Genomic DNA, 21,386 nt, shown 5'->3' on the forward strand with positions numbered 1-21,386 from the left:
TGCTTCAAATATGTCCAACGCTTTCGACCCCCTCTGGTTTGCCCCTGGCACCGGCCTGTTGGCCCAGATACAGCAGGCCATGGCGCAGCGCCAGGCCCATCCCGCGCGCACCGTGGTTCTGCTGCCCTACGCGCAGCTGATGCCGCTGGCCCAGCGGTTTTGGGCGCAGGCCCGGCCCGATGGCTTTGCTCCGCGTTTCGAGTCCACGTTGAACTGGTCGCACGGCCTGGGCGGCACGGCCCAGGGGCCGCACGATCTGCGCTTTGATACCGCCATGGACATGCTGCAGGCCCCCGACCTGCTGGAGCGTGCCGGGCTGGGCGCGCAGCGCGAGGCCTTGTCGGCACGTCTGGTCGAGGCCGCCCAGCAGCTGGCCCCGCTGGTGGCCGCCGTGCCGCCGCCGCAGCGCGCCGAGTGGGCCGTCCAGGCCCGCGAGGCGGTGGGCCTGGGCATGGAAGCCCCGGTGCTGGCGCTGGAATGCGTGGTGGCCCGCATCGCGCTGGAATGGGCCGCCGCCTCCAGCTACGCCACCGACGTGCTGTGGAACGACAGCGTGCCCGCGGCGCTGGAGTGCATCGTCGTGCTCGATGGTTTTCAGACCGATCCGCTGGTCCACGCCCTGTGCGCCGCCTGGGGTGACAAGGTCACGCGCCTGGTGTGCCCCACGCCGCCGCCGCCACCCATGCCCGCGTTGCACCCGGCCAGCGATTCCGAAGACGAGGCCCAGCGCGCTGCGGCCTGCGTGCTGCGCCACATCGAGGCCGGGCGCACGCCGGTCGCCCTGGTGGCCACCGACCGCCTGCTGACCCGGCGCATCCGCGCCATGCTGGCCGCGCAGCAGGTGCGCATCCGCGACGAGACCGGCTGGAAGCTGTCCACCACGCGGGCTGCCGCGCAACTGGTGGTCACACTGCGGGCGGCCCGCTGGGACGCCAGCAGCGACGCGGTGCTGGACTGGCTGAAGAACGCCCCCGCGTTCCGCCCCCGCACCGTGCAGTCGCTGGAGAAGGCGCTGCGCAAGGCGTCGGTGCAAAGCTGGTCTGCCTGGAGTCCCGAGGCCACGCCGAAACAACCCGCCGTCTCCGATGCCGTGCGCCTGGCCAACAGCCTGCGCGCCAGCCTGCAAGCCGCCCGTCCGCTGGCCGCCTGGCTGGCCGCCGTGCGTGGCTTGTTGCAGGCCAGCGGACAGTGGGCTGCGCTGGAGGCCGATGCCGCCGGGGCCAAGCTGCTCTCGGCCCTGCGCCTGACCGAGGGGGCAGAGGCCGAATTTGCCGACTTGCCCCAGGCCGCCCGCCGCCTGCGCCTGGCCGAATTCAGCACCTGGGTGGGCGATGCGCTGGAGGCCGCCAGTTTTGTGCCCGACCACCCGCAGGACGAGCAAGTGGTGGTGCTGCCCCTGAGCCAGCTGCTGGCCCGCCCGTTTGCCGCCCTGGTGCTGCCCGGCTGCGACGAGGTGCGCCTGGCCGCCTCGCCCGAGCCGCCCGGGGCCTGGACCGCCGCGCAGCGCGAAGCCCTGGGCCTGCCGTCCCGCGCCGTGCTGGAAGCCGCCGCCCGCGCCGCCTGGGCCAACGCCCTGCAAACGCCGTGCACCGACGTGCTGTGGCGGCAAAGCGATGCCTCGGGCGAAACCCTGCTGGCCAGCCCGCTGGTGCAGGCGCTGCAGGTGGCGGGCAAAGTCCCGGATGCCGCCGACCCGCGCATCCCCCGCAGCCTGACACCGCTGCCCAGCGAACGGCCCTTGCCCGTGGGTGCCGCGCTGCCCGTCGCCCGCCTGTCGGCCAGCGCCTACGAGGATTTGCGCCGCTGCCCGTACCGTTTTTTCGGCCTGCGCCAACTGGGCCTGCAGGAGTCGCAAGAGCTCACCGGCGAGGTGGACAAGCGCGACTTCGGTACCTGGCTGCATGCCGTTCTCAGGCATTTTCATGAGGCATTAAAAGTGGCTCCCACGCCCATTCCATCAGCACGGGTAGCTATGATGAATGTAGCGGCCGAGCAGATCACGCAAGACATGCACCTGGAGCCGGGCGAGTTCCTGCCCTTTGCCTCGGCCTGGCCCCGGGTGCGCGACGGCTACCTGGCCTGGCTGGCCCCGCACGAAGCCGCGGGCGGCCAGTTCGAGCAGGCCGAAAGCGCGCTCGAACTCCCGCTGGGCACCATCACGCTGGTCGGCACCATCGACCGGGTCGACCAGGTGCACGCCGACGGCCACACCACCGCGCTGGTCATCGACTACAAGACCGAAAACGCCCAGGCCACCGGCAAACGCATCCAGCAGCCGCTGGAAGACACCCAGCTGGCCTTCTACGCCGCGCTGCTGCCGCATGACACCTTGCGCGCCGCCTACCTCAATGTGGGCGAAAAAGACGGCAGCCAGCTGTTCGAGCAGGCCGAGGTGGTCGAGGCCCGCGACGCATTGGTCCACGGCATCCTCGACGACATGCAGCGCATTGCCGCTGGCGCCACCCTCGCGGCGCTGGGCGAGGGCGCGGCCTGTACTTTTTGTGCCGCGAGAGGCCTGTGCCGCAAGGACTGGTGGACGGCGTAAAAGCTCTGTTGCTACACAAAAAATAGCTGCTTACGCCTATGGAATAAGCACAGAAGCCCTAAAAAGCTTGCAAACTCCCGTGGCGCTCCAGCCAGGCGCAAAACGCCACCGCGTGCGGGTTGTGCGTGGCCTGCGGGGCCATGATCCAGTAGTTGGTGCGGTCGCACAGGGTCAGGGCGGGGAAGGGCGTGTGCAGTAGGCCGCTGGCCAGTTCTTCGCGCAGTTGCAGCGGGTTGCCCAGGGCGATGCCCATGCCCTGCACGGCGGCCTGCACGGCCAGGTGGGCGTGGTCGAAGGTGACCAGGTGGCGCGGCTGTTGTGCGGCCAGCCCGGCCAGGGCCAGCCAGTCCTGCCAGACCATCGGGGTGGAGCGGCTGTGCAGCAGGGTGCGCGACAGCACATCGGCCGGGTCGGCCAGGGGCGGCTGGGCGGCCAGCACCTGCGGGCTGCACACGGGGGTCAGGGTGTTGGGCAAAAAGGCCCCCAGCACCACGTCGCGCCAGGGGGCGCGCTGGCGCAGGGCGGCCAGCTCGCTGTCGGTAAAGCAGCGGATCGACACGTCGTAGGCCGCCGGGTCGAAGCCGGTGGCGCTGAGGGTGGTGGCCAGTTGCACGTCCACGCCCGGCACTTCGGCGCAAAACCCGGCCAGCTGCGGAATCAGCCACTGCGCCGACAGCGAGGCCATGGAATTGACCGACAAGGTCTTGCCGCGCAGCGGGCGCTGCACCCGGGCGGTGGCGCTGGCCATCTGGTCGAAGGCGCTGCGCAGGCCGGGCAGGTAGGCCGCGCCCTCGGCCGTGAGCCCCAGGCCCCGGCCACTGCGCTGCACCAGTGGAACGCCCAGCCATGTTTCCAGTGCCTTGATCTGGTGGCTGACCGCACTTTGGGTCACATGCAGCTCCTGCGCGGCCAGGGTCACGCTCTCCAGCCGGGCGGCGGCCTCGAAAGCGCGCAGCATGTTCAGGGGCGGCAGGCGGCGGGCGGTGGTTTTGGCATGAGCTGAGTTCATGGTTGGGGTGGAATTTCTCGATGGTGGTGCGGCGCAATTGCCACTAGCATAGCGCCACTGTGTGCATCGCCCAGCCAGTAATTCAGCTCATCATCCGTTGGCTGCGGGTGGCGGCTTGCGGGGGCCTGAAACCTGCAAACCGTGAGAACTCACAAATGCTTTACCCTAGCTGTCTGCCCGATAAGGAATTTTCCCTTGCTCTCCAAATCCCCCTCCAAAACAGTTGTATTTGATCTGGGTGCCGTGCTGCTGCACTGGCAGCCCGCCGACATCGTCCGGCACGAGCTGCCCGGGCACGCGCCCACCGCCGCGGCGGCGCAAGCGCTGTGCGAGCGCATCTTCCAGGGCCTGCATCCGGGGGCCACCTGGGCGGATTTCGACCGGGGTTCGGTCGAGCCCGCGCCCCTGGCCGCCTTGCTGGCAGCGCAAAGCGGGGTGGCAGCGCACGACCTGCTGCGCTTCATCCACGCCATTCCCGACCACCTGCACACCAAGCAAGACACCGCCGCGCTGTTGCCCCGCCTGCAGGCGCAGGGGCACCGGCTGGTGTACCTGTCGAACATGCCCACGCCGTATGCCGACCGCCTGCTGGAGCGCGATTTCTTTGGCCACTTTGAAGACGGCATCTTCTCGGCCCGGGTGGGCCTGATCAAACCCGAGCACGCCATCTACGCGCTGGCCGAAACCCGGTTTGGCCTGACCCCTGCCGACACCGTGTTCATCGACGACAACGCCCACAACGTGGCCACGGCGCGCGCCCGGGGTTGGCAGGCGATCCAGTTCCTGGACGCGGCGCAGTGCGAGCGCGATCTGGCGCAAACCGGGTGGCTGGCATGAAAACCGGTGCAAGCCTGTTCCCCACAACGATCGACACCGCCCCCCGCTTCGGCCTGCACCTGTCGGCCGAATGGCGGGTGTTTGCGGCCTTCTTCCTGTACTCGTTTGGCCTGGGCGGCATCTTCCCCCGGCTGGGCGAAATCCAGCGCGGCATGGGCGTGGGCGAGGGCGCTTTGGGCCTGGCGCTGATCGGCACCGCAGCGGGCACCCTGGTGTCGCTGACCCTGGCCAGCCGCCTGCTGGAGCGCATTGGCTACCGCCGGGCGCTGCTGCTGCTCACGCCCATGATTGCGCTGTTTTTTGCCATTGCCAGCTGGGCCAGCGGGCCGCTGGTGCTGTTTTTGTGCCTGGTGCCTGCGGGCCTGTGCATCGGCGTGGTGGAGGTGGTGGTGAACGTGGAGGCCGACCGGGTCGAGCACCAGCTGGGCCGCCGCATCATGAACCGCGCCCATGCCTTCTGGAGCTTTGGCTTTTTTGCTGCCGGGCTGGCGGGCGCGGGCATTGCGCAACTGGGCATCAGCCCGCAGCTGCACCTGGCGCTGATGGTGCCGGTGTCGCTGGCCGCCACGCTGCTGCTGCTGGGCCGCTTCAGCCCCGCGCCGCTGCGCGAAGCCACCACCGAGGAAGCCCCGCACTTCGCCCGGCCCACCTGGGCCATCATGGCGCTGGTGTGCGTCACGCTGTCGGCCATGCTGCTCGAAGGCGCGGGCGCCGACTGGTCGGCCATCTACATGCGCGACGTGTTTGCCGCCTCGCCGCTGGTCTGCGGGCTGGCGGTGGCGGCGGGCGCGTTCACCCAGGCGGTGATGCGGTTTTTTGCCGACGGCCTGGTCGAGCGCTTCAGCCCGGTGGTGTTTGCCCGCTGCCTGCTGGTGGTGCTGGGCTGCGGCGCGCTGCTGGTGGTGCTGGCCCCCTTGCCCGCGTTGGCGCTGCTGGGCCTGGGGCTGATGGGCGTGGGCACCAGCGGCATTTTTCCGCTGGCCATGTCGGCGGCCGCGCAGCGGGTGGACCGGCCCGCCGCCGTCAACGTGGCGGCGCTGGCGCAAATCTCTTTCGTGGTGTTTCTGCTGGGCCCGCCCTTGCTGGGCCAGGTGGCCGAGCACTTCGGCATCCGCAACCTGTACGCTGCCTGCCTGCCGTTTGTGCTGCTGAGCCTGGTGGCCGTTGGGGCCCTGGGTAAGAAGCAATGACCCTCGCCGCCTACGAACACAACGGCCACCCGGTCGAGCGCGCCGCCTTCTACGCCATCGCCTGCGACCCCCGGCGCAGCATCGCGGTCGAGGCCTGCGCGGGCGCGGGCAAAACCTGGATGCTGGTGTCGCGTATCCTGCGGGCGCTGCTGGAGGGCAGTCTGGCCAAGGATGGCCATGGCACCGCCGCCCACGAGATCCTGGCCATCACCTTCACCAAAAAAGCCGCCGGTGAAATGCGCCAGCGCCTCAACGAATGGCTGGTCGAGTTCGCCCAGGCAACACCCGAGAAGCTTGCCGAGGAACTCCTGGCCCGCGGCGTGCCGCCCGCGCAGATCGCCCTGCAGGCCCCGGCCCTGAAAAACCTTTACCCCCAGCTGCTGGCCAGTGCCCGCCCGGTGCAGATCCGCACCTTCCATAGCTGGTTTGCCGCCCTGTTGCGCACTGCGCCGCTGGCCGTTTTGCAGGACCTGGGCCTGCCCGCCCACTACAGCCTGCTGGAAGACGACGTGGAGGCCGTCACCGCCGTGTGGCCGCGCTTTTACGCCACCGTGGTCGACAGCCCCGGCGCCCGCGCCGACTTTGAAGCCCTGGTGGCCGTGCAGGGCCGCTTCCAGGCACACAAAGCGTTGACCGCCGCGTTGAACAAGCGGGTCGAGTTTGTGCTGGCCGACGCGCAGGGCGTGGTGGATGCGTCGGTGCCGCCGTTCGACGTGCAGTTTCCCGCCTTCACCGGGCTGGCCGCACCCGAGGATTTGCTCTGGGCCCAGCGCCCGTTGCTGCAAGAGGCCGCTGGCCACCTGGGCCGGGCGAGCGCCGTGACCTTCTCCGCCGCAGGCAGCGCGCTGGAGCAGGCGCTAACGGCCCAGGATGCAGATGCGGTGCTGGCCGCCTTGCTCACCCAAAAAGGCACGGCCCGCAAGTTTGGCGAAAAGATTGTCGGCATCGCCACCGTGCGCGCCGCGCAAGACCTGGTGCTGCAGGTGGCCCAGGCCCAATTGCAGCACGCCGCCTGGGCGCACCAGCAGCGCATGGCGCGCCTCACCCGCGTGCTGATCGCCGAGCTGGCCGCCCTGAAATACGAGCGCGGCTGGGTCGATATGAACGACGTGGAACGCGCCGCGTCCGTCATGCTGTCTGACCCCGTGCTCAGCGGCTGGGTGCAGGAGCGGCTGGATGCCAAGGTCAAGCACCTGCTGATCGACGAATTCCAGGACACCAGCCCGCTGCAGTGGCAGGCCCTGCACGCCTGGCTCAGCGGCTATGCCGGTGCATCCGGCGCGCCCAGCGTCTTCATCGTGGGCGACCCCAAGCAAAGCATCTACCGCTTCCGCCGCGCCGAGCCGCAGGTGTTCCGCGCCGCCCAGGCCTTTGTGGTGGACGGGCTGGGCGGCGACCTGCTCAGCTGCGACCACACCCGCCGCAACGCCCCCCCGGTAATGGCCGCCGTCAACGCCGTCATGTCGGCCGCGCAGGCTGCCGGTGCCTACGACGGTTTCCGCGAGCACACCACCGAATCCACCGCCCTGGGGGCCTTGCGCTACCTGCCCGCCATTCCCCGCGATGCCAATGCCTCCGCCATCCAGGCCGCACAGGATGGCTGGCGCGACAGCCTGGGCACGCCCCGCGAAGAGCCCGAAGACACCTTGCGCACCCTGGAATGCCGCCAGGCCGCCCAGTGGCTGGCCGGGCAACTGGCCGACGGCTTGGCACCCAAGGACGTGATGGTGCTGTCGCGCCGCCGCGAGCGCCTGGGCCACATGCGCGATGCCCTGCGCGCCCTGCACATCCCCACCCAGCAGCCCGAAAAAGCCGACCTGGCCGACGCGCCCGAGGTGCAAGACATCGCAGCCCTGCTGGACGCGCTGGTGTCCACCCACCACGACCTGTCGCTGGCGCAGGCGCTGAAATCTCCGCTGTTTGGCGTGGCCGACGCGGACCTGGTGCACCTGGCCCAGCTGCAGCGCGCCGCCCGCGCCACTGTCCCTGAATTAGCTCCCTCGCCCCTCCGGGGAGAGGGCGGGGGTGAGGGGGTTTCCCCGGTTGCCCATGACAGCAGCTGGTGGAGCCTGCTACACAATTCAGAGCTGCTTACGCCCACGCTATCAGCGCTGGCCCCGGTTTTGGTGCAATGGAAACAGTGGCTGGACGCATTGCCCCCGCACGACGCGCTGGACGCCATCTACGCCCACGGCGACGTGCTGGCCCGCTTCGCCGCCGCCGCGCCCGCCGCCTTGCGCACGTCCGTGCTGGCCAATCTGCGTGCCGTGCTGGGCACGGCCCTGCAGCTCAACGAAGGCCGTTTCGCCACCCCCTACGCCCTGGTGCGCGCCCTCAAGGCCGGTGGTGTCAAAGCCCCGGTCACCAGCGCCCCCGATGCCGTGCGCCTGCTCACCGTGCACGGTGCCAAGGGCCTGGAGGCTGCGCTGGTGCTGCTGCTCGACACCGACTCCCCGCCCGGCAAGGCCGAAACCATGGGCGTGCTGGTGGACTGGCCGGGCGAGGCCGAGTACCCCGTGCGCCTGGTCTTTTTGGCCAGTGAATCGAATCCGCCCGCCTGCGTGGTCGACGTGCTGGCCATCGAGCAGGCCGCCCGCCAGCGCGAAGAACTCAACGGCCTGTACGTCGCCATGACCCGCGCCCGCAGCCAGCTGGTGCTGTCGTCCGTGGTGCCGCACAAGGCGGTGGATGGCTCGTGGTGGCAGCGCTTGCAGCCCCTGGGTGAAAGGATCGGAGCGCTGGCCGCCGCCGACCCACTGCAGGCCGCCGCAGCCGATGCCGATTTCACCCTGCTGGTGGTGCCCGATATTGGCCTGCAGGTCGCACCAAAGCGGCCCGAAGTGAACGCCGCCGAGTCGCTGGAGTCCCGCGTGGGCCAGGCCATGCACCGGCTGCTGGAGTGGGGCGTGACCGACCCCGCCCGGCAGCAGGCCGTGGCCCGCGAGTTCAGCCTGGACGCCGCGCAGTCGCAAAAAGCCGCCACCATGGCCGCCGCCATCCGTGCGGGCGAAGGGGCTTGGGCCTGGGATGCGGAGGTGGTGGATTGGGCGGGCAACGAGGTGGCCCTGAACTACCAGGGCCAGACTTTGCGGCTAGACCGCCTGGTACGCCGCAAGGACACGGGTGCCTGGTGGGTGCTGGACCACAAATCCAAAGCCCAGCCGCAGCGGGATGCGGGGTTGGTGCAGCAGTTGGAGACTTACCGGGCGGCGTTGCGGGTGTTGTATCCGGGGGCGGCGGTGGAGGCGGCGTTTTTGACGGCGGGCGGAGGGCTGGTGGTGGTTGAAACGGCATCAATTTGAGATGCAGTCTTCCCTTGAATACTCGCTTTCATTGAGACCTTAATCAGGGCCAATTTTTAAGGACTTTATTTGATCTACGATGGTTACCGCCCTCTCGGCGTATAGCTCATAAGTCTGTGTCAGATTCTCGGTTACAAGTTGAAAATTGTTTCCCTCAAGCTTGGTGAAGGTCATGTCAAAGTACTTGCGTGAGCGATCAACTACGTCGTCCAAAATAGCAACGTTTCTGCGAATCTCAAGCAACTGTCGCTGAAATGATGTCTCAAAAGACCAGAGCGCCGAGACGCGAGCATCAAGCAGAGGGACCGGATAGTGCTGAAGCACTGTGCCCTTCCCATCGGTTGCTGTCATCTGCTCCACTACAGCGCGAAGTTGATCGTCAGTCCAAGTAAGCTGGGTACGAATGCGGGGGATGAATTCTTGAAGTTTGGGCGTGGTTGCGTACTGCTCTAAGGTGATCTTTAGCCACTCAAGGAACTTTCTGTCGGTGGTTCCGAGGTGCATACGGGCTCCGTATGCTGCAGTAGAAAGTATTCCGGCCAATTCGGTCAACTCGTTCAGGATTGCGGCTCTGCCGAGGTTGTTCTCGCGCCTGCGCTTGATGCTATCTACGATGACTGGTCCTAGCAGGCCTAGTAGCCAGCCGAGGGCTAGAAACGCAAGCTTCTCGATAGTGGCATCGGACATAAGTTGTGTAAGGCCTCAATATGGAGAGATACTTTCGAGTCTCCTTGGCATCTCATCTGTCGCCCTAGCATGGGTGACAAGTTATTCTTGAAATCCGACCTGACTTGGATTTTTTCGGTTTGCGGTGCGCCCTAGAAGGCAATAACAATTTCAGAAAAATAGCAGAGGGACGCTGCACTATATCCCGGCAATCTCTTGCAGCTTGCATTGCGACTGCTCTCGTTTTTGAAGCTGTGCATGCCGCCAACGCCGCTGGCCGGGATGTGCCCCCGGCAGGGCAGTAACTTGTCTTTTGCGTGGCCAAAAGAAAGTCACCAAAGAAAAGGCCACCCCCACTACCTGCGCCCCGTCGCTATCGCGTCGGGGAGCCTGCGGTGCTCGCTTCAGGTGGGGTCTGGCTAAACTCGCTTCGCTCAAACAACGCCAGCCCTGGTCCACCTGAAGCTGCGCTCCTCGGCGCATCTAGAGGGGGCCCCTGGGATCGCAATCGGGGGCGCGCAGCGCCCCATCGTGCCTAGGGCACGAGTGCCCCCATCCCAACCTTCCCCCGGCGGGGGAAGGGGCAAGGCAGTGAACGCCCGTACGCACCGTGGTGTTTACCGGTATTTCTCCCTCCCCCACCGGGGGAGGGCCGGGGTGGGGGCACATCGCGACCGGCGCGATGCCCGGCGTAGCCGGGCCGATCCCGGCCCCGGGGTCCCCATCTGTATGCGCCGAGGAGCACAGCTTTGGGCGGATCAGGGTTGGCGTTGTTTGAGCGCCAGCGAGTTTAGCCAGACCCCGCCCAAAGCGCGCACCGCAGGTTCCCGTAGCGCCAGCGGAGGGCGCAGACAGTTGGGGCGCCTTTCTTTTGGTGTCTTTTCTTTTGCGTAATGTATGGACCGGGGACATGCGAAACAGGTGTGCAGGGACATAGTAAACACAATGGTCCTTCAGGCAGCGGCCTGCAAAGCCTTCAAGTCCACCTGCATGAAGCGCTGATGGCAGAAGAACACGTTGTAGTAACCCACCTGCTCGGGGTCTTCTCGGAAGGCAATCGGTAGCTAGAGCAGCGCGCTCGATACCCGCAGCTTGAACCCCTTGAAACGGACTTCTCCATTCCAGTTGACCACGGCCACCGTGTCCTCTTGGGGGTACTCGATCGGTGCCAGCGTGGCGGAGTAACTTCTCGGGCTGCTCTGGTAGCGCTGGGCCGGGGTCTGTAGCTCCAACGCATCGTGGGGCCGCTCGTGGTTGTAGATGCCGCGCCAGTGCTCGAAAGCCAATTGCGCTTGCGCCAAGCCTGCAAAGCTGCGCCTTGCCAGTACCTCGGCTTTGAGCGAGCGGTGGAAGCGCTCGATCTTGCCGTTGGTTTGCGGGTGGTACGGCGCACTGTGGCTGACCCGGATACCCAGGCGGATCAACCAGATACTGAGCTCGCTCAAGGTCTGCCCGGGCTGGCGAGGGCTGCCCCAAGGGGCTCCGTTGTCGGCATTCACACGCAGCGGCAGGCCATAGCGTTGGAATACCTGGGCCAGGTGGGGCTGCACACTGGTGGTGGCCACATTGGGGCAGGCCTGCAGCACCAGGTTGAAGCGCGAATGGTCGTCCAGCAAGGTCAGCGGATAGCAGCGCCCTTGCAAGGTATCGAAGTCGCCCTTGAAGTCGATTTGCCATAGCGCATTGGCTTGCTCGTGTTCGAAGCGCTGCCAGTGCTGGGCGGCCACGCTGGCCTGGGGCGTGATCAGGCCGTGGCGGTGCAGGATGGCCGTGACAGTGCTGGGCGGAGGCACATCGGCATGGCCCAGCTCGGCCAAGCGGCGGGCAATCTTGCGTCCACCCCATGCAGGGTGCTGTACGCGCAGTTGCGTGACGGCAAGCTCCAGAGTGGGCGAGGTGCGTGCAGGGCTGTGCAAGGGCTTGCGGGAGCGGGGGGCATAGGCAGCTACCCCTTCCTGGGCGTAACGGGCCAGCAGCGCATAGCCGGTCTTGGGGCTGATGCCAAAGCGGCGACACAGCTCGCGCCGGTTGGCTCCCTCTTTGCAGGCCAGTTCCACGAATTCTTGCTTCATGTCCATAAGGTCTTTCGGTGTCCAAGGCATGCTGGTCTCCCTGCGCTGAATGCGCACAGGAGGTGTTTACTATGTCTTCGCACACCTGTTTCCTATGTCTCCGGTCCATACAGCGTAAAAGAAAAGATACTGCGCCGCCGGGCGCACATCCCGGCCAACGATCGCAGTAGAAACCAACCCGCCGTCAACGCCAACCCGCCAATAGGGGTCGGAGCCCAAATGCGGGATGCAGCCCTCTCGCACCGCCAGCAAGCTGCGCGCAATTGGGCTCCGACCCCCATTGGCTGCCGCCCGCGCAGCCCACACAATCCGCTTCTATTTTGATAGTCAAAAATAGGAGCTGCTCGTGCTTTTCTGGTCAGCACAAGCAGGGTATTTAATGCTCTAAAAAATGGGCCAAAATCCACAAAGCGTTAGCGTACCCGCTCCCCCGCCAGCGCGGCGCTTTTTGACGGGTGGCGGGGCTCAATGCCCACGCCCACCAGCGGGCCAACATAAGCCATCTGCGGGTCAGCGCGCGCGCCGGTAGTGCATGGCGACCGCGCCGTTGCGCAACGGCTGCGCCGATACCAACGCCAGCCGTCGCGTGCGGGCCAGCCCGCCCTCAAACAGCGTCGGGCCGTGGCCCGCGATCCTGGGGTGGACGAGCAACTGGTATTCGTCGATCAGATCCAGCCGGTCCAGCACGGTCGCGAGCTTGCCGCTGCCGAGGAGTACGCCGTCCGGAGTCGCGTCCTTGAGCTTTTGCACGCCCGTGTGCAGCTCGCCGCCGATGTGGTGGCTGTGGGTCCAGGGAAAGTCCTTTCGCGTCGAGGACACTACGTACTTGGGCTTGGCCTCCAGCTTGACCGCCCACGCGCGCATCGCCGGTGGCGCCTGCGTGTCGCCGCGGGCGACCGCGGGCCAGTAGCTCTCCATCATCTCGTAGGTGACGCGGCCCCACAGCATCGCGCCGCTCTGGTCCATGAGGCGGGTGAAGAAGGCGTGTGTCTCGTCGTCGGCGATGCCTTCCTGGTGGTCGACGCAGCCGTCCAGCGTGATGTTGATGCTGAAGGTCAAGAGTCCCATGGTGTCCTTCTGGAGTTCTCTTGCTTCAGGCTGCACCGTTGCCCTGGCTGTTTGGCACCGCGTAGCGGAGTTCGGCGAAGCCGCTGCCGATCTGCTGGGCGGAGGTCAGGCTCAGGGGTGGGGAGGTCAGGCGGCGGGGGAATAGCGGCTTGCCTTGGCCCAGGGTCACGGAGCCGACTTGCACGATGAGTTCATCGAGCAGGCCAGCATCGAAGAACTGGCCTGCCAGGTCGCCACCGCCCACGATCCAGATATTTTTGCCGCTGGCAGCGCGTCGCATCGCTGCGTGGACAGGCCGGACATCGCCGCTGACAAAGCGCAGGTCGACCCCGGGCACGCGCGGCAGCGCCCGGCTGGAGAAGACCCAGGTGGGCTGCGTGTAGGGCCAGGCGCTGCCCATCTGGTCCTGCACGGTCACCGCGTGGCGCAGCATCCAGGCGTAGGTCGCCGAACCCATGGCCAGGGCACCCACGTCGGCGATGAACGACGGGTAGCTGGTGTCATTCACATCGCCCAGAGGGAAAAGCCACTCCAGGGAGTCGTCTTCGGTGGCAATGAAGCCATCCAGGCTGCTTGCGGTGTAGTACTGGGTTTTCATGGAAGGCGCGGTTGTGTGGTGCTGTGCAGCCAGGGCCCAGGCCATGGGCGTATTTTCGGATTTTGTGGCTTATTTTCAAGTTCCTACACCGCCGCCCACGCCAACCCGCAAAGTGTTGGAGCACGCATGCGGGTCCACGGGCGATGCAGAACCCAGTTTTCCTATTTTCAGGCCCATTTTGCCCCCTGAAAAATGCCGCTATCGCCCATTCCATCAGCGTGAGTAGCTCCTGTTTTCAACATCAAAAACAGGAGCACCCCTGCAGAGCCCACCGCAACCCCTGTATCCTCGCCCCCTCACACAACACCCGTCATCCTGAAAGAAGCCATGCAAAAAGAACAAAAGCCCACGGGCACCACCGCGCTGGTGATTGGCGGGGGGCCTGCGGGCTTGATGGCGGCGGAGGTGTTGGCCCAGGCGGGGGTGGCGGTGCAGTTGTGCGATGCCATGCCTTCGGTGGGGCGCAAATTTTTGTTGGCGGGCAAGGGGGGGCTGAACCTGACGCACTCCGAGCCGTCTGAGCTCTTCGCTACCCGCTATGGCACGCGCCAGGCGCAGGTGGCTCCCTGGCTGCAAGACCTGGGGGCGGCGCAATTGCGCGACTGGGCCAAGGCGCTGGGGGTGGATACCTTTGTGGGCAGCTCGGGCCGGGTGTTTCCGACCGACATGAAATCCGCACCGCTGCTGCGTGCCTGGCTGCACCGCCTGCGCGTGGCGGGGGTGCAGTTCCACATGCGGCACCGCTGGGTGGGGCTGGAGGGCAATACCTGGACGTTTGACACGCCGAAGGGGCCTGTGGCCCTGACCGCCGACGTGGTGGTGCTGGCGCTGGGCGGCGGCAGCTGGGCGCGCCTGGGGTCGGACGGTGCCTGGGTGCCTTTGCTGCAGGCGGCCAAGGTGCCGGTGGTGCCGCTGCAACCGGCCAACTGCGGCTTTGACGTGGCGGGCTGGACGGAGCATTTCAGCAGCCGCTTCGCCGGGCAACCGTTCAAAACCGTGGCGCTGTCGTTCACCAACAGCCAGGGCGAGACGTTCCGCCGCCAGGGCGAGTTTGTGGCCACCGCCAGCGGCATCGAAGGCAGCCTGGTGTATGCCGTATCCAGCCTGGTGCGCGACGAGATTGCGCTGAACGGCCACGCCACCGTGCTGCTGGATTTGCTGCCCGACAAAACCCCCGAGCGCGTGCTGGCCGACGTGGCCCATCCGCGCGGCACCCGTTCGCTCTCCAGCCACCTGAAAAGCCGCCTTGGGCTGGAGGGCATCAAGGCGGGCATCCTGCACGAGCTGCTGGACAAGGCCAGTTTCCAGAACCCCGCCGCGCTGGCTGCCGCCATCAAGGCCCTGCCGATCCGCCTGGTCGCCACCCGGCCCCTGGACGAGGCCATCAGCTCCGCCGGTGGCATTGCCTTCGAGGCGCTGAACGCGGACCTGATGCTGGAGCCGCTGCCGGGCGTGTTTGCCGCAGGCGAAATGCTGGACTGGGAGGCCCCCACCGGCGGCTACCTGCTCACCGCCAGCCTGGCCAGTGGTGCCCGCGCCGGGCAGGGCGCTTTACGCTTTTTAGGCCGCTAGCGCTTATGGCGTGGGCGTAAGCAGCTATACAAAAGCTAGCCGACTAGCTGGCACGCCCACTCGGTTCCACAATCACCAGCGCAATCCCGCACACCAGCAAGCCCGCGCCGGTCCAGAAGGCGGCGGCCGGGGTTTCGGCAAAGAACACGTAGCCCAGGCTGGGGCTGAACAGCAGCAGCGAAAAGCTGCCGGCTTCCACGGCCGACGCATCGCCCGCGCGGTAGGCAAAAAAGTACGACAGGTAAATGCCCGACGCCGCCAGGCCCACGATGGGCAGCAGCACCCACAGGGCGGGCGGCACGCTGGGCAGGGCGAAGCCGCTGAGCACGCCAAAGCTGAGCCAGCAGGCGGTCTGGCTCCAGGTGAGGACGGCGATGGGGTGCTCGTGGCCCGAATATTTTTTCAGCACCACGCCCAGCATGGCTTCCATCAACGCGCCGAACAGCGCCACCAGCGCGGCGGGCTGGAAGGCCCCGGCACCGGGCTGCAATATGGCCAGCACGCCGCCAAAGCCCACCGCCACGCCCAGCCAGCGCAGCCAGTGCGCACGCTCGCCCAGCAGCCACACGCCCAGCGGCAGCATGAACAGCGCGCCGGTCATCAGGTAGGCGCTGGCCTCGGCCAGGGGCAGGTGCGCCACCGCCCAGGCCGCGCACCCGGCCGAGGTGACGATGAAGCCCGCGCGCAGCAGGTGCATGCGCGGGTTGCGGGTGCGGACCACGCGGCCCCGCGTCCAGGCGACCAGCGGGGCCACCATCAGCAAGACCACGGTGGACTGCAAAAACAGCACCTGCCGCGGCGAAATGCCCTCGGCCATCAGGCGCTTGTTGCAGGCGTCCAGCACCGACCAGCACAGCATGGCCAGCACCACCAGCAGCACGCCCCGGGTATTGCCCGCCAGGGCGTACCAGCGGGTGGATAAAAATTTCAACATGGATGAGGGTGGGCTCGGAAAATTTATAAGGCTTTTAGGCCGCTTGTGCTGATGGGATGGGCGCAAGAAGCTATATTTTATGTAGCTCTTGGCTATACAGGCTTGTAGTGCATTGTAGGGATGCAGGCGGCGGTGTAGCGGTCCAGAATAGGTCCATAGCCGGAGAACCGCATGGCCCCAGAACCGCATCCCGACAGCATTGCAGCGCTTTGCGCGTCCGAGCAGGCGGCGGTGTTGGCGCGGCGGCAGCAGGTGCTGGGTGCCGAGGGCGCGGGCGACCACCACGAGCTGGACCAACCCCAGGTGGGCCTGGCCTTGTCGGGCGGGGGCGTGCGCAGCGCCACCTTTGCCCTGGGGCTGATGCGCGGCCTGGCGCAAAACCGGGGCCAGGGCGGTGCGGCCCGCGGCCTGGCCCGCGACGGGCTGCTGGGGCGGCTGGACTATTTGTCCACCGTGTCGGGCGGCGGCTACATCGGGGCCATGTGGGGGCGGCTGGTGGACACCTACGGCATCCAGGCGGCGCAACAGCTGATGGCCGACGGGGCCTCGCCGGTGCTGGCCTGGCTGCGCCGCAATGGCCGCTACCTGAACCCGTCTGGCTCGCGCGACACCGGCACGGCGGTGGCCACCTACCTGCGCGCCTGGCTCGCGATCCACACCGAACTGATGTTCTCCTGCCTGCTGCTGGGCCTGCTGGTGCTGTCGCCGCATCTGCTACAGCACCGCTTCCAGTGGTTCAACGGCTGGGCTGGCTGGTACACGCCGTGGTGGGTGCTGTCGCTGGCGGTGGCGCTGGCCACGGTGCCGGGCCTGATTGCGGGCTACTGGGCGGCGCGCGATGCGGGCGGCGACAAGGCGCTGGTGATCCACCACCTGGGGCTGCGCGATGCGGCGTTTGTGCTGGTGGCCGCGCTGTGCACGGCCTTGCTGTGGGGCAGCCTTTGGGCGGCGGGCCTGGGCAACTCGCTGGCGCAGGGGCCGGGCTGGCTGAATGCCTGCGCGCTGGGCATGGGCTCGCTCACGCTGGGGCAGGCCGGGGTGGTGCTGTGGCTGTGGCAGTCGCGCAATACGTCGCACTCGCTGCTGGTGGCCAAGATCCGCCACGGCCTGACCGGTGCCCTGCGCGGGGCTTTGCTGCTGGCCCTGGGTTTGCTGGCGCTGGGACTGCTGGACCTGGTGAGCTGGTGGCTGCTGGAGGCCTGGCTGGAGGCGCTGGACAGCAAACGCGATGGCACGCCGTCGTGGCTCTGGGGCGGCCTGGGCGTGGGGGGCTTTGTGTTGCTGGTACTGCGCAACCTGGTCCAGCCACTGCAGCAGATGGCCGCCGAGACCAGCAAGCAAAAGCAGGACTGGGCCCCCCGCCTGGTCAACGTGGCGAGTCTGCTGGCCTGCGTGGTGCTGGGGCTGGGCTGGCTGGTGCTGGTGCAGTGGTTCGTGTTTTCACTCAACCCGTTTGGCGTGTTTGTGGACATGCCCGCGGTGCTGCGGGCCGGGCTGTTGCTGGTGGCCTGGGCCACCTGGATGGTGCTGACGGCGGCCAACGCGCAAATGGCCAATTCGTCGTCGCTGCACAGCTTTTACCGCGCCCGCCTGGTGCGCGCCTACCTGGCCGCGGGCAACCCGCACCGCCACATGAACGACCCCAGCAAACCGCGCAGCGACGTGACCCAGGTGGTGGAGGGCGACGACATGCACATGCACGGCTACGCGCCCGAGCACAAGGGCGGGCCCATCCACCTGGTCAACACCTGCCTGAACCAGACGCGCGACTACCGCAGCGGCCTGTACAACGCCGACCGCAAGGGTGCCGCCATCACCGCCAGCTGGCGCGGCTTCGAGGTGGGGCCGGGGGCCTTCATCGCCCAAAGGAAGGGGCAGGACGTGGGCACCCTGGGCCGCTGGGTGGCGGTGTCGGGCGCGGCGGCATCGCCGGGGGCGGGGGCCTACACCTCGCGCGGCCTGGCGCTGCTGCTGTACCTGCTGGGCGTGCGCCTGGGCCACTGGATGCGGGCGCCCGCCAAGAGCCCGGAGCTGAAGCTGGGCAGCTGGTTTGGCTGGCGCTGGTGCCCCAAGCCGATGATGCTGGTCAACGAGGCGCTGGCCACCTTCTACGGGGTGGAGCGGCCCTGGTGGTATTTGTCCGACGGCGGACACTTCGAGAACACCGGGGTGTATGCCCTGATCAAGCGCGAGCTGGACTTCATCATCCTGTCCGATGCCAGCTGCGACCCCGACTATGAGTTTGGCGACCTGGAAAACTTGGTGCGCAAGGCCCGCATCGACTTCGGGGCCGAGATCGACTTCTACAGCCACACCGAAGCCGCACGGGTGCTGACCCGCCTGTTCACCCAGGAGCGCCGCGAGGTCACCGTGCTCTCGCCCGAAGACATGCAAGACAACCACTCCTGCCGGGGCGTGCTGCTGGCGCGCATCCGCTACCGCCCCCGCACGGGCCCGGGCGGGGCCGAATTCCGGCCCGAAGGCACGCTGCTGGTGGTCAAGCCGAACATGCACGACGCGCTGGACGTGGACCTGCTGGCCCACAAGCAAAAACACCCCGGTTTCCCGCACGAAGCCACCGCCGACCAGTCGTTCGACGAAGCCCAGTGGGAGAGCTACCACCGCCTGGGCGAAGACTTTGGCCGCGCCCTGACCGAGGAATGGCTGGCGCTGCTGCCCGGCTGGCGCAGCCCGGCCCACCACGGCATGCAGGTGGCGGCGCGCCTGGGCGGGGTGAAAACCGCCGACGCCAAGCTGTCCGAGCCGCTGTGGCGGCGCGGCGTACGGGCCACGGCCATCGGCACCACGCTGGGCCTGGGGGCTTCGGGCACGCTGGTGTTGTCGCTGTGGCAGGTGCAAGACCAGCTGCAGCGCAAGAGCAGCGACCTGCAGGCCGACACCAGCCAGCTGTACGCCAAGGTGGCCGAAAGAATCGACAGCCTGGACGAGGCCTGCCCCAAGCTGCCCCAGCACATGCTGACCCAGACCGAGGACCTGCTGGGCCGCCGCAACAGTCCGGCCATCCGCCGGGTGGACGCCTCCGGCGTCGAGCGGCTGGTGGAGCAGATCACCGGCCAGTGCGGTCGGCTGGAGAACTATTTTGTGTGCAGCAGTGCCATCCAGCAGCGGGTGCAAGACCTCTGCAGCCTGATCAAGAAGCCCGACATCCGCAGCAGCGCCATGGGCTACTGGGTCAATGGTGCCAGCCCCGAAGACCAGGCCCGGGCCAGCAAAAACCTGCGCGACAGCCTGGTCCGCAAATGGGATGCGCTGGGCGCGATGGCCTTGTTCGATTTGTCGGTGGCGCCGCCCAGCGTGGGCTCGGTCTATCCGCCGCCACCGGCCGTGCAGCTACCGCCCGCCGTGGCGCCGGTGGACCCCACAGTGCCAGACACCAGGGCCCAGGCCGTCGCCCAGGCCTGCACCGGCAAGACCACGCTGTACATCCAGGTGTACGACCCCGCCTCGTTTGCGGTGGCGAATGTGCTGCGCGACACCTTGAACCAGCAGGTCAGCGCGACGGTGCAGGTAGCCCCGGTGGAGAACGTGGTGCGCAGTGCCGATCTGCGCCAGCAGCGCCGACCCGAGCCCTGGCCCAAACCCACCTTTGTGCTGCATGACCGCACCAACCCCAATGCCCCGCCCACACCCACCGGCAGCCAGGCCTGCGCCAAAGCCTTGTCGCAGTACCTCGGCGCGCCGTGGGTGCTTCCGGGCGCGCCCGACCAGGTGTGGATCCGCAACCTGCCCAACGCCCTGAAAGCCACACCGGGCGTGATCGAGCTCTGGCTACCCTCCGTCGCCAGCAAAAACGCCGAGCGCGGGCTGGACAACGCCAACCTCTCGCCCATGGCGGTGGCCGTGGTGGGGGAATAATTTTTTTGGGGGGGAGGGGGACGGTGCCCAGAGCAGGGACCCGAAAGCAATAAGAGGTGACGAACCTTACCCCGGCACTGGCTCCACAGTTAGGGCTGCTTGGTTCCCCACCTGACCCGGTTGGCCGCTTCACCATGCGGGAAGGTCCGTCGAGGGCTATTGTAAGCGAGGATAAGAGCCCGTTGCAGCGGCTGGGTGATCCTTGGGTCTGTGGGTTTATTCGCCTGCGCCGTGGTGTTTTTGCCAGTTTGATGGGTGGATGGGCTTGTTTTGGGTAAATGTTATCGTTAACATTGCGTTGTTTTGGCCAAACCGCTATTCCCTTTATTTACGGAGACACCCATGCCCATCCATTCCACCCCCGTCATCACCGCCCTGCGCGCTATTCCCGTGGCAGGCCGCGACAGCATGCTGCTCAACCTCAGCGGTGCGCACAGCCCATTTTTTACCCGCAATCTGCTGGTACTGACCGACAGCGCAGGCCGCACCGGCGTGGGGGAGGTGCCCGGCGGCGAAAAAATCCGCCAGACGCTGGAAGACGCTGCCGCCTTGGTGGTGGGCCAGCCCATCGGCTCGCACCAGCGCGTGCTGCAGCAGGTGCAAAAGCAGTTTGCCGACCGCGATACCGGTGGGCGCGGCCTGCAAACTTTTGATCTGCGCACCACCATCCACGCCGTCACCGCCATCGAATCCGCCTTGCTGGACTTGCTGGGCCAGCACCTGGACGTGCCGGTGGCCGCCCTGTTGGGCGAGGGCCAGCAGCGCGACGCGGTGGAGATGCTGGGCTACCTGTTCTACGTAGGCGACCGCACGAAAACCGATTTGCCGTACGCCACCGACCCCGGTGCCGACAACGACTGGTTCCGCCTGCGCCATGAGGCCGCGATGACCCCCGAGGCGATTGTGCGGCTGGCCGAAGCCGCCCGCGAGCGCTATGGCTTCAACGACTTCAAGCTCAAGGGCGGCGTGCTGCGCGGCGAGGAGGAGGTGGAGGCGATGCACGCGCTGCATGCCCGCTTCCCCGAAGCCCGCGTCACCCTGGACCCGAATGGTGGCTGGCTGTTGAAGGACGCCGTGCGCCTGATGCGCGACATGCGCGGCGTGGTGGCCTATGCCGAAGACCCGTGCGGCGCCGAAGACGGCTTCTCGGGCCGCGAGGTGATGGCCGAGTTCCGCCGTGCCACCGGTTTGCCCACGGCCACCAACATGATCGCTACCGATTGGCGGCAGTTGAGCCATGCCTTGTCTTTGCAATCGGTGGATATTCCGCTGGCCGACCCGCATTTCTGGACCATGGCGGGCTCGGTGCGGGTGGCGCAGACCTGCCGCGACTGGGGCCTGACCTGGGGCTCGCATTCCAACAACCACTTCGACGTGTCGCTGGCCATGTTTACCCACGTGGGGGCGGCGGCGCCGGGCCGCGTCACCGCCATCGACACCCACTGGATCTGGCAAGACGGCCAGCGCCTGACCAAAGAGCCGCTGCAGATCCAGGGTGGCATGGTGCAGGTGCCTCAAAAGCCCGGCCTGGGCGTGGAACTGGACATGGCCGAGGTGGAAAAAGCCCACCAGCTCTACCTGCAACACGGCCTGGGCGCGCGCGACGACGCCATGGCCATGCAGAGCCTTGTGCCGGGTTGGAAGTTCGACCCCAAGCGCCCCGCGCTGGACCGGTAACACCCATCTGTCGTCGGACAACATGGACAAAAATACGGGT

12 protein-coding genes, 1 other RNA gene and 1 pseudogene are annotated in these 21,386 nt (G+C 67.1%); 7 read left to right on the forward strand and 7 right to left on the reverse strand.

Features of this window, described 5'->3' with window-relative positions; genetic code table 11:
- The first annotated feature begins 10 nt into the window (after window positions 1–10).
- On the forward strand, window positions 11–2,545 hold the full coding sequence (locus AB3G31_RS09960) for a PD-(D/E)XK nuclease family protein (protein ID WP_367850013.1): 2,535 nt from the start codon (window positions 11–13) through the stop codon (window positions 2,543–2,545).
- Between the two features lie 58 nt (window positions 2,546–2,603).
- Here AB3G31_RS09960 and AB3G31_RS09965 read toward each other — a convergent pair whose 3' ends face one another.
- Complete coding sequence (locus tag AB3G31_RS09965; RefSeq protein WP_367850014.1) at window positions 2,604–3,554, reverse strand: LysR family transcriptional regulator; 951 nt, start codon at window positions 3,552–3,554, stop codon at window positions 2,604–2,606.
- A 195-nt stretch (window positions 3,555–3,749) separates the two neighbouring features.
- Here AB3G31_RS09965 and AB3G31_RS09970 point away from each other — a divergent pair, with 195 nt between their 5' ends.
- The 3 genes from AB3G31_RS09970 to AB3G31_RS09980 are packed head-to-tail and all read left to right on the forward strand — an operon-like array spanning window position 3,750 to window position 8,883.
- Entirely contained in the window at window positions 3,750–4,391 is a 642-nt protein-coding gene (locus tag AB3G31_RS09970; RefSeq protein ID WP_367850015.1) for an HAD family hydrolase, read from the forward strand.
- Window positions 4,388–5,581 carry an MFS transporter gene (locus AB3G31_RS09975; protein ID WP_367850016.1) on the forward strand — a complete coding sequence of 398 codons (1,194 nt, stop codon included), beginning with the start codon at window positions 4,388–4,390 and terminating at the stop codon, window positions 5,579–5,581. Before AB3G31_RS09970 ends, AB3G31_RS09975 begins: the two co-directional genes overlap by 4 nt.
- Window positions 5,578–8,883 (forward strand): UvrD-helicase domain-containing protein, encoded by a 3,306-nt coding sequence (locus AB3G31_RS09980; RefSeq protein ID WP_367850017.1) that lies wholly within the window; start codon window positions 5,578–5,580, stop codon window positions 8,881–8,883. Before AB3G31_RS09975 ends, AB3G31_RS09980 begins: the two co-directional genes overlap by 4 nt.
- Window positions 8,884–8,922: 39 nt before the next feature.
- Here AB3G31_RS09980 and AB3G31_RS09985 read toward each other — a convergent pair whose 3' ends face one another.
- The 4 genes and pseudogenes from AB3G31_RS09985 to AB3G31_RS10000 form a co-directional block, all read right to left on the reverse strand.
- Complete coding sequence (locus AB3G31_RS09985; RefSeq protein WP_367850018.1) at window positions 8,923–9,570, reverse strand: hypothetical protein; 648 nt, start codon at window positions 9,568–9,570, stop codon at window positions 8,923–8,925.
- A 932-nt stretch (window positions 9,571–10,502) separates the two neighbouring features.
- Window positions 10,503–11,651 (reverse strand): annotated as a pseudogene (locus tag AB3G31_RS09990) (IS481 family transposase).
- 480 nt (window positions 11,652–12,131) lie between these two features.
- Window positions 12,132–12,689: a dihydrofolate reductase family protein gene (locus tag AB3G31_RS09995; RefSeq protein WP_367850019.1), complete on the reverse strand. Its 558-nt coding sequence runs from the start codon at window positions 12,687–12,689 to the stop codon at window positions 12,132–12,134.
- Window positions 12,690–12,714: 25 nt separating this feature from the next.
- Complete coding sequence (locus AB3G31_RS10000) at window positions 12,715–13,287, reverse strand: dihydrofolate reductase family protein (RefSeq protein ID WP_367850020.1); 573 nt, start codon at window positions 13,285–13,287, stop codon at window positions 12,715–12,717.
- A 327-nt stretch (window positions 13,288–13,614) separates the two neighbouring features.
- On the opposite strand from AB3G31_RS10000, the gene AB3G31_RS10005 reads away from it, so the two are divergent.
- A complete protein-coding gene (locus AB3G31_RS10005) occupies window positions 13,615–14,859 on the forward strand; it encodes a TIGR03862 family flavoprotein (protein WP_367850021.1) in 1,245 nt (414 codons plus the stop codon).
- Window positions 14,860–14,902: 43 nt separating this feature from the next.
- Here the strand turns inward: AB3G31_RS10005 and AB3G31_RS10010 are convergent, their stop codons facing one another.
- Window positions 14,903–15,793, reverse strand: coding sequence for a DMT family transporter (locus tag AB3G31_RS10010; protein WP_367850022.1), 891 nt, complete (start codon window positions 15,791–15,793; stop codon window positions 14,903–14,905).
- A gap of 171 nt (window positions 15,794–15,964) precedes the next feature.
- On the opposite strand from AB3G31_RS10010, the gene AB3G31_RS10015 reads away from it, so the two are divergent.
- The gene (locus tag AB3G31_RS10015; protein ID WP_367850023.1) at window positions 15,965–19,669 is read left to right on the forward strand and encodes a hypothetical protein; all 3,705 of its coding nucleotides are present in this window, start codon (window positions 15,965–15,967) and stop codon (window positions 19,667–19,669) included.
- A 55-nt stretch (window positions 19,670–19,724) separates the two neighbouring features.
- On the opposite strand, the gene ffs is transcribed toward AB3G31_RS10015, so the two are convergent.
- Window positions 19,725–19,820, reverse strand: an RNA gene (gene ffs, locus AB3G31_RS10020) — signal recognition particle sRNA small type.
- Between the two features lie 191 nt (window positions 19,821–20,011).
- Between ffs and gudD the strand changes: the two genes are divergently transcribed.
- The gene (gene gudD, locus AB3G31_RS10025) at window positions 20,012–21,346 is read left to right on the forward strand and encodes a glucarate dehydratase (protein WP_367850024.1); all 1,335 of its coding nucleotides are present in this window, start codon (window positions 20,012–20,014) and stop codon (window positions 21,344–21,346) included.
- Window positions 21,347–21,386: the final 40 nt, after the last annotated feature.

It is taken from the genome of Rhodoferax sp. WC2427 (assembly GCF_040822085.1).
Taxonomy (GTDB): domain Bacteria; phylum Pseudomonadota; class Gammaproteobacteria; order Burkholderiales; family Burkholderiaceae_C; genus Rhodoferax_B.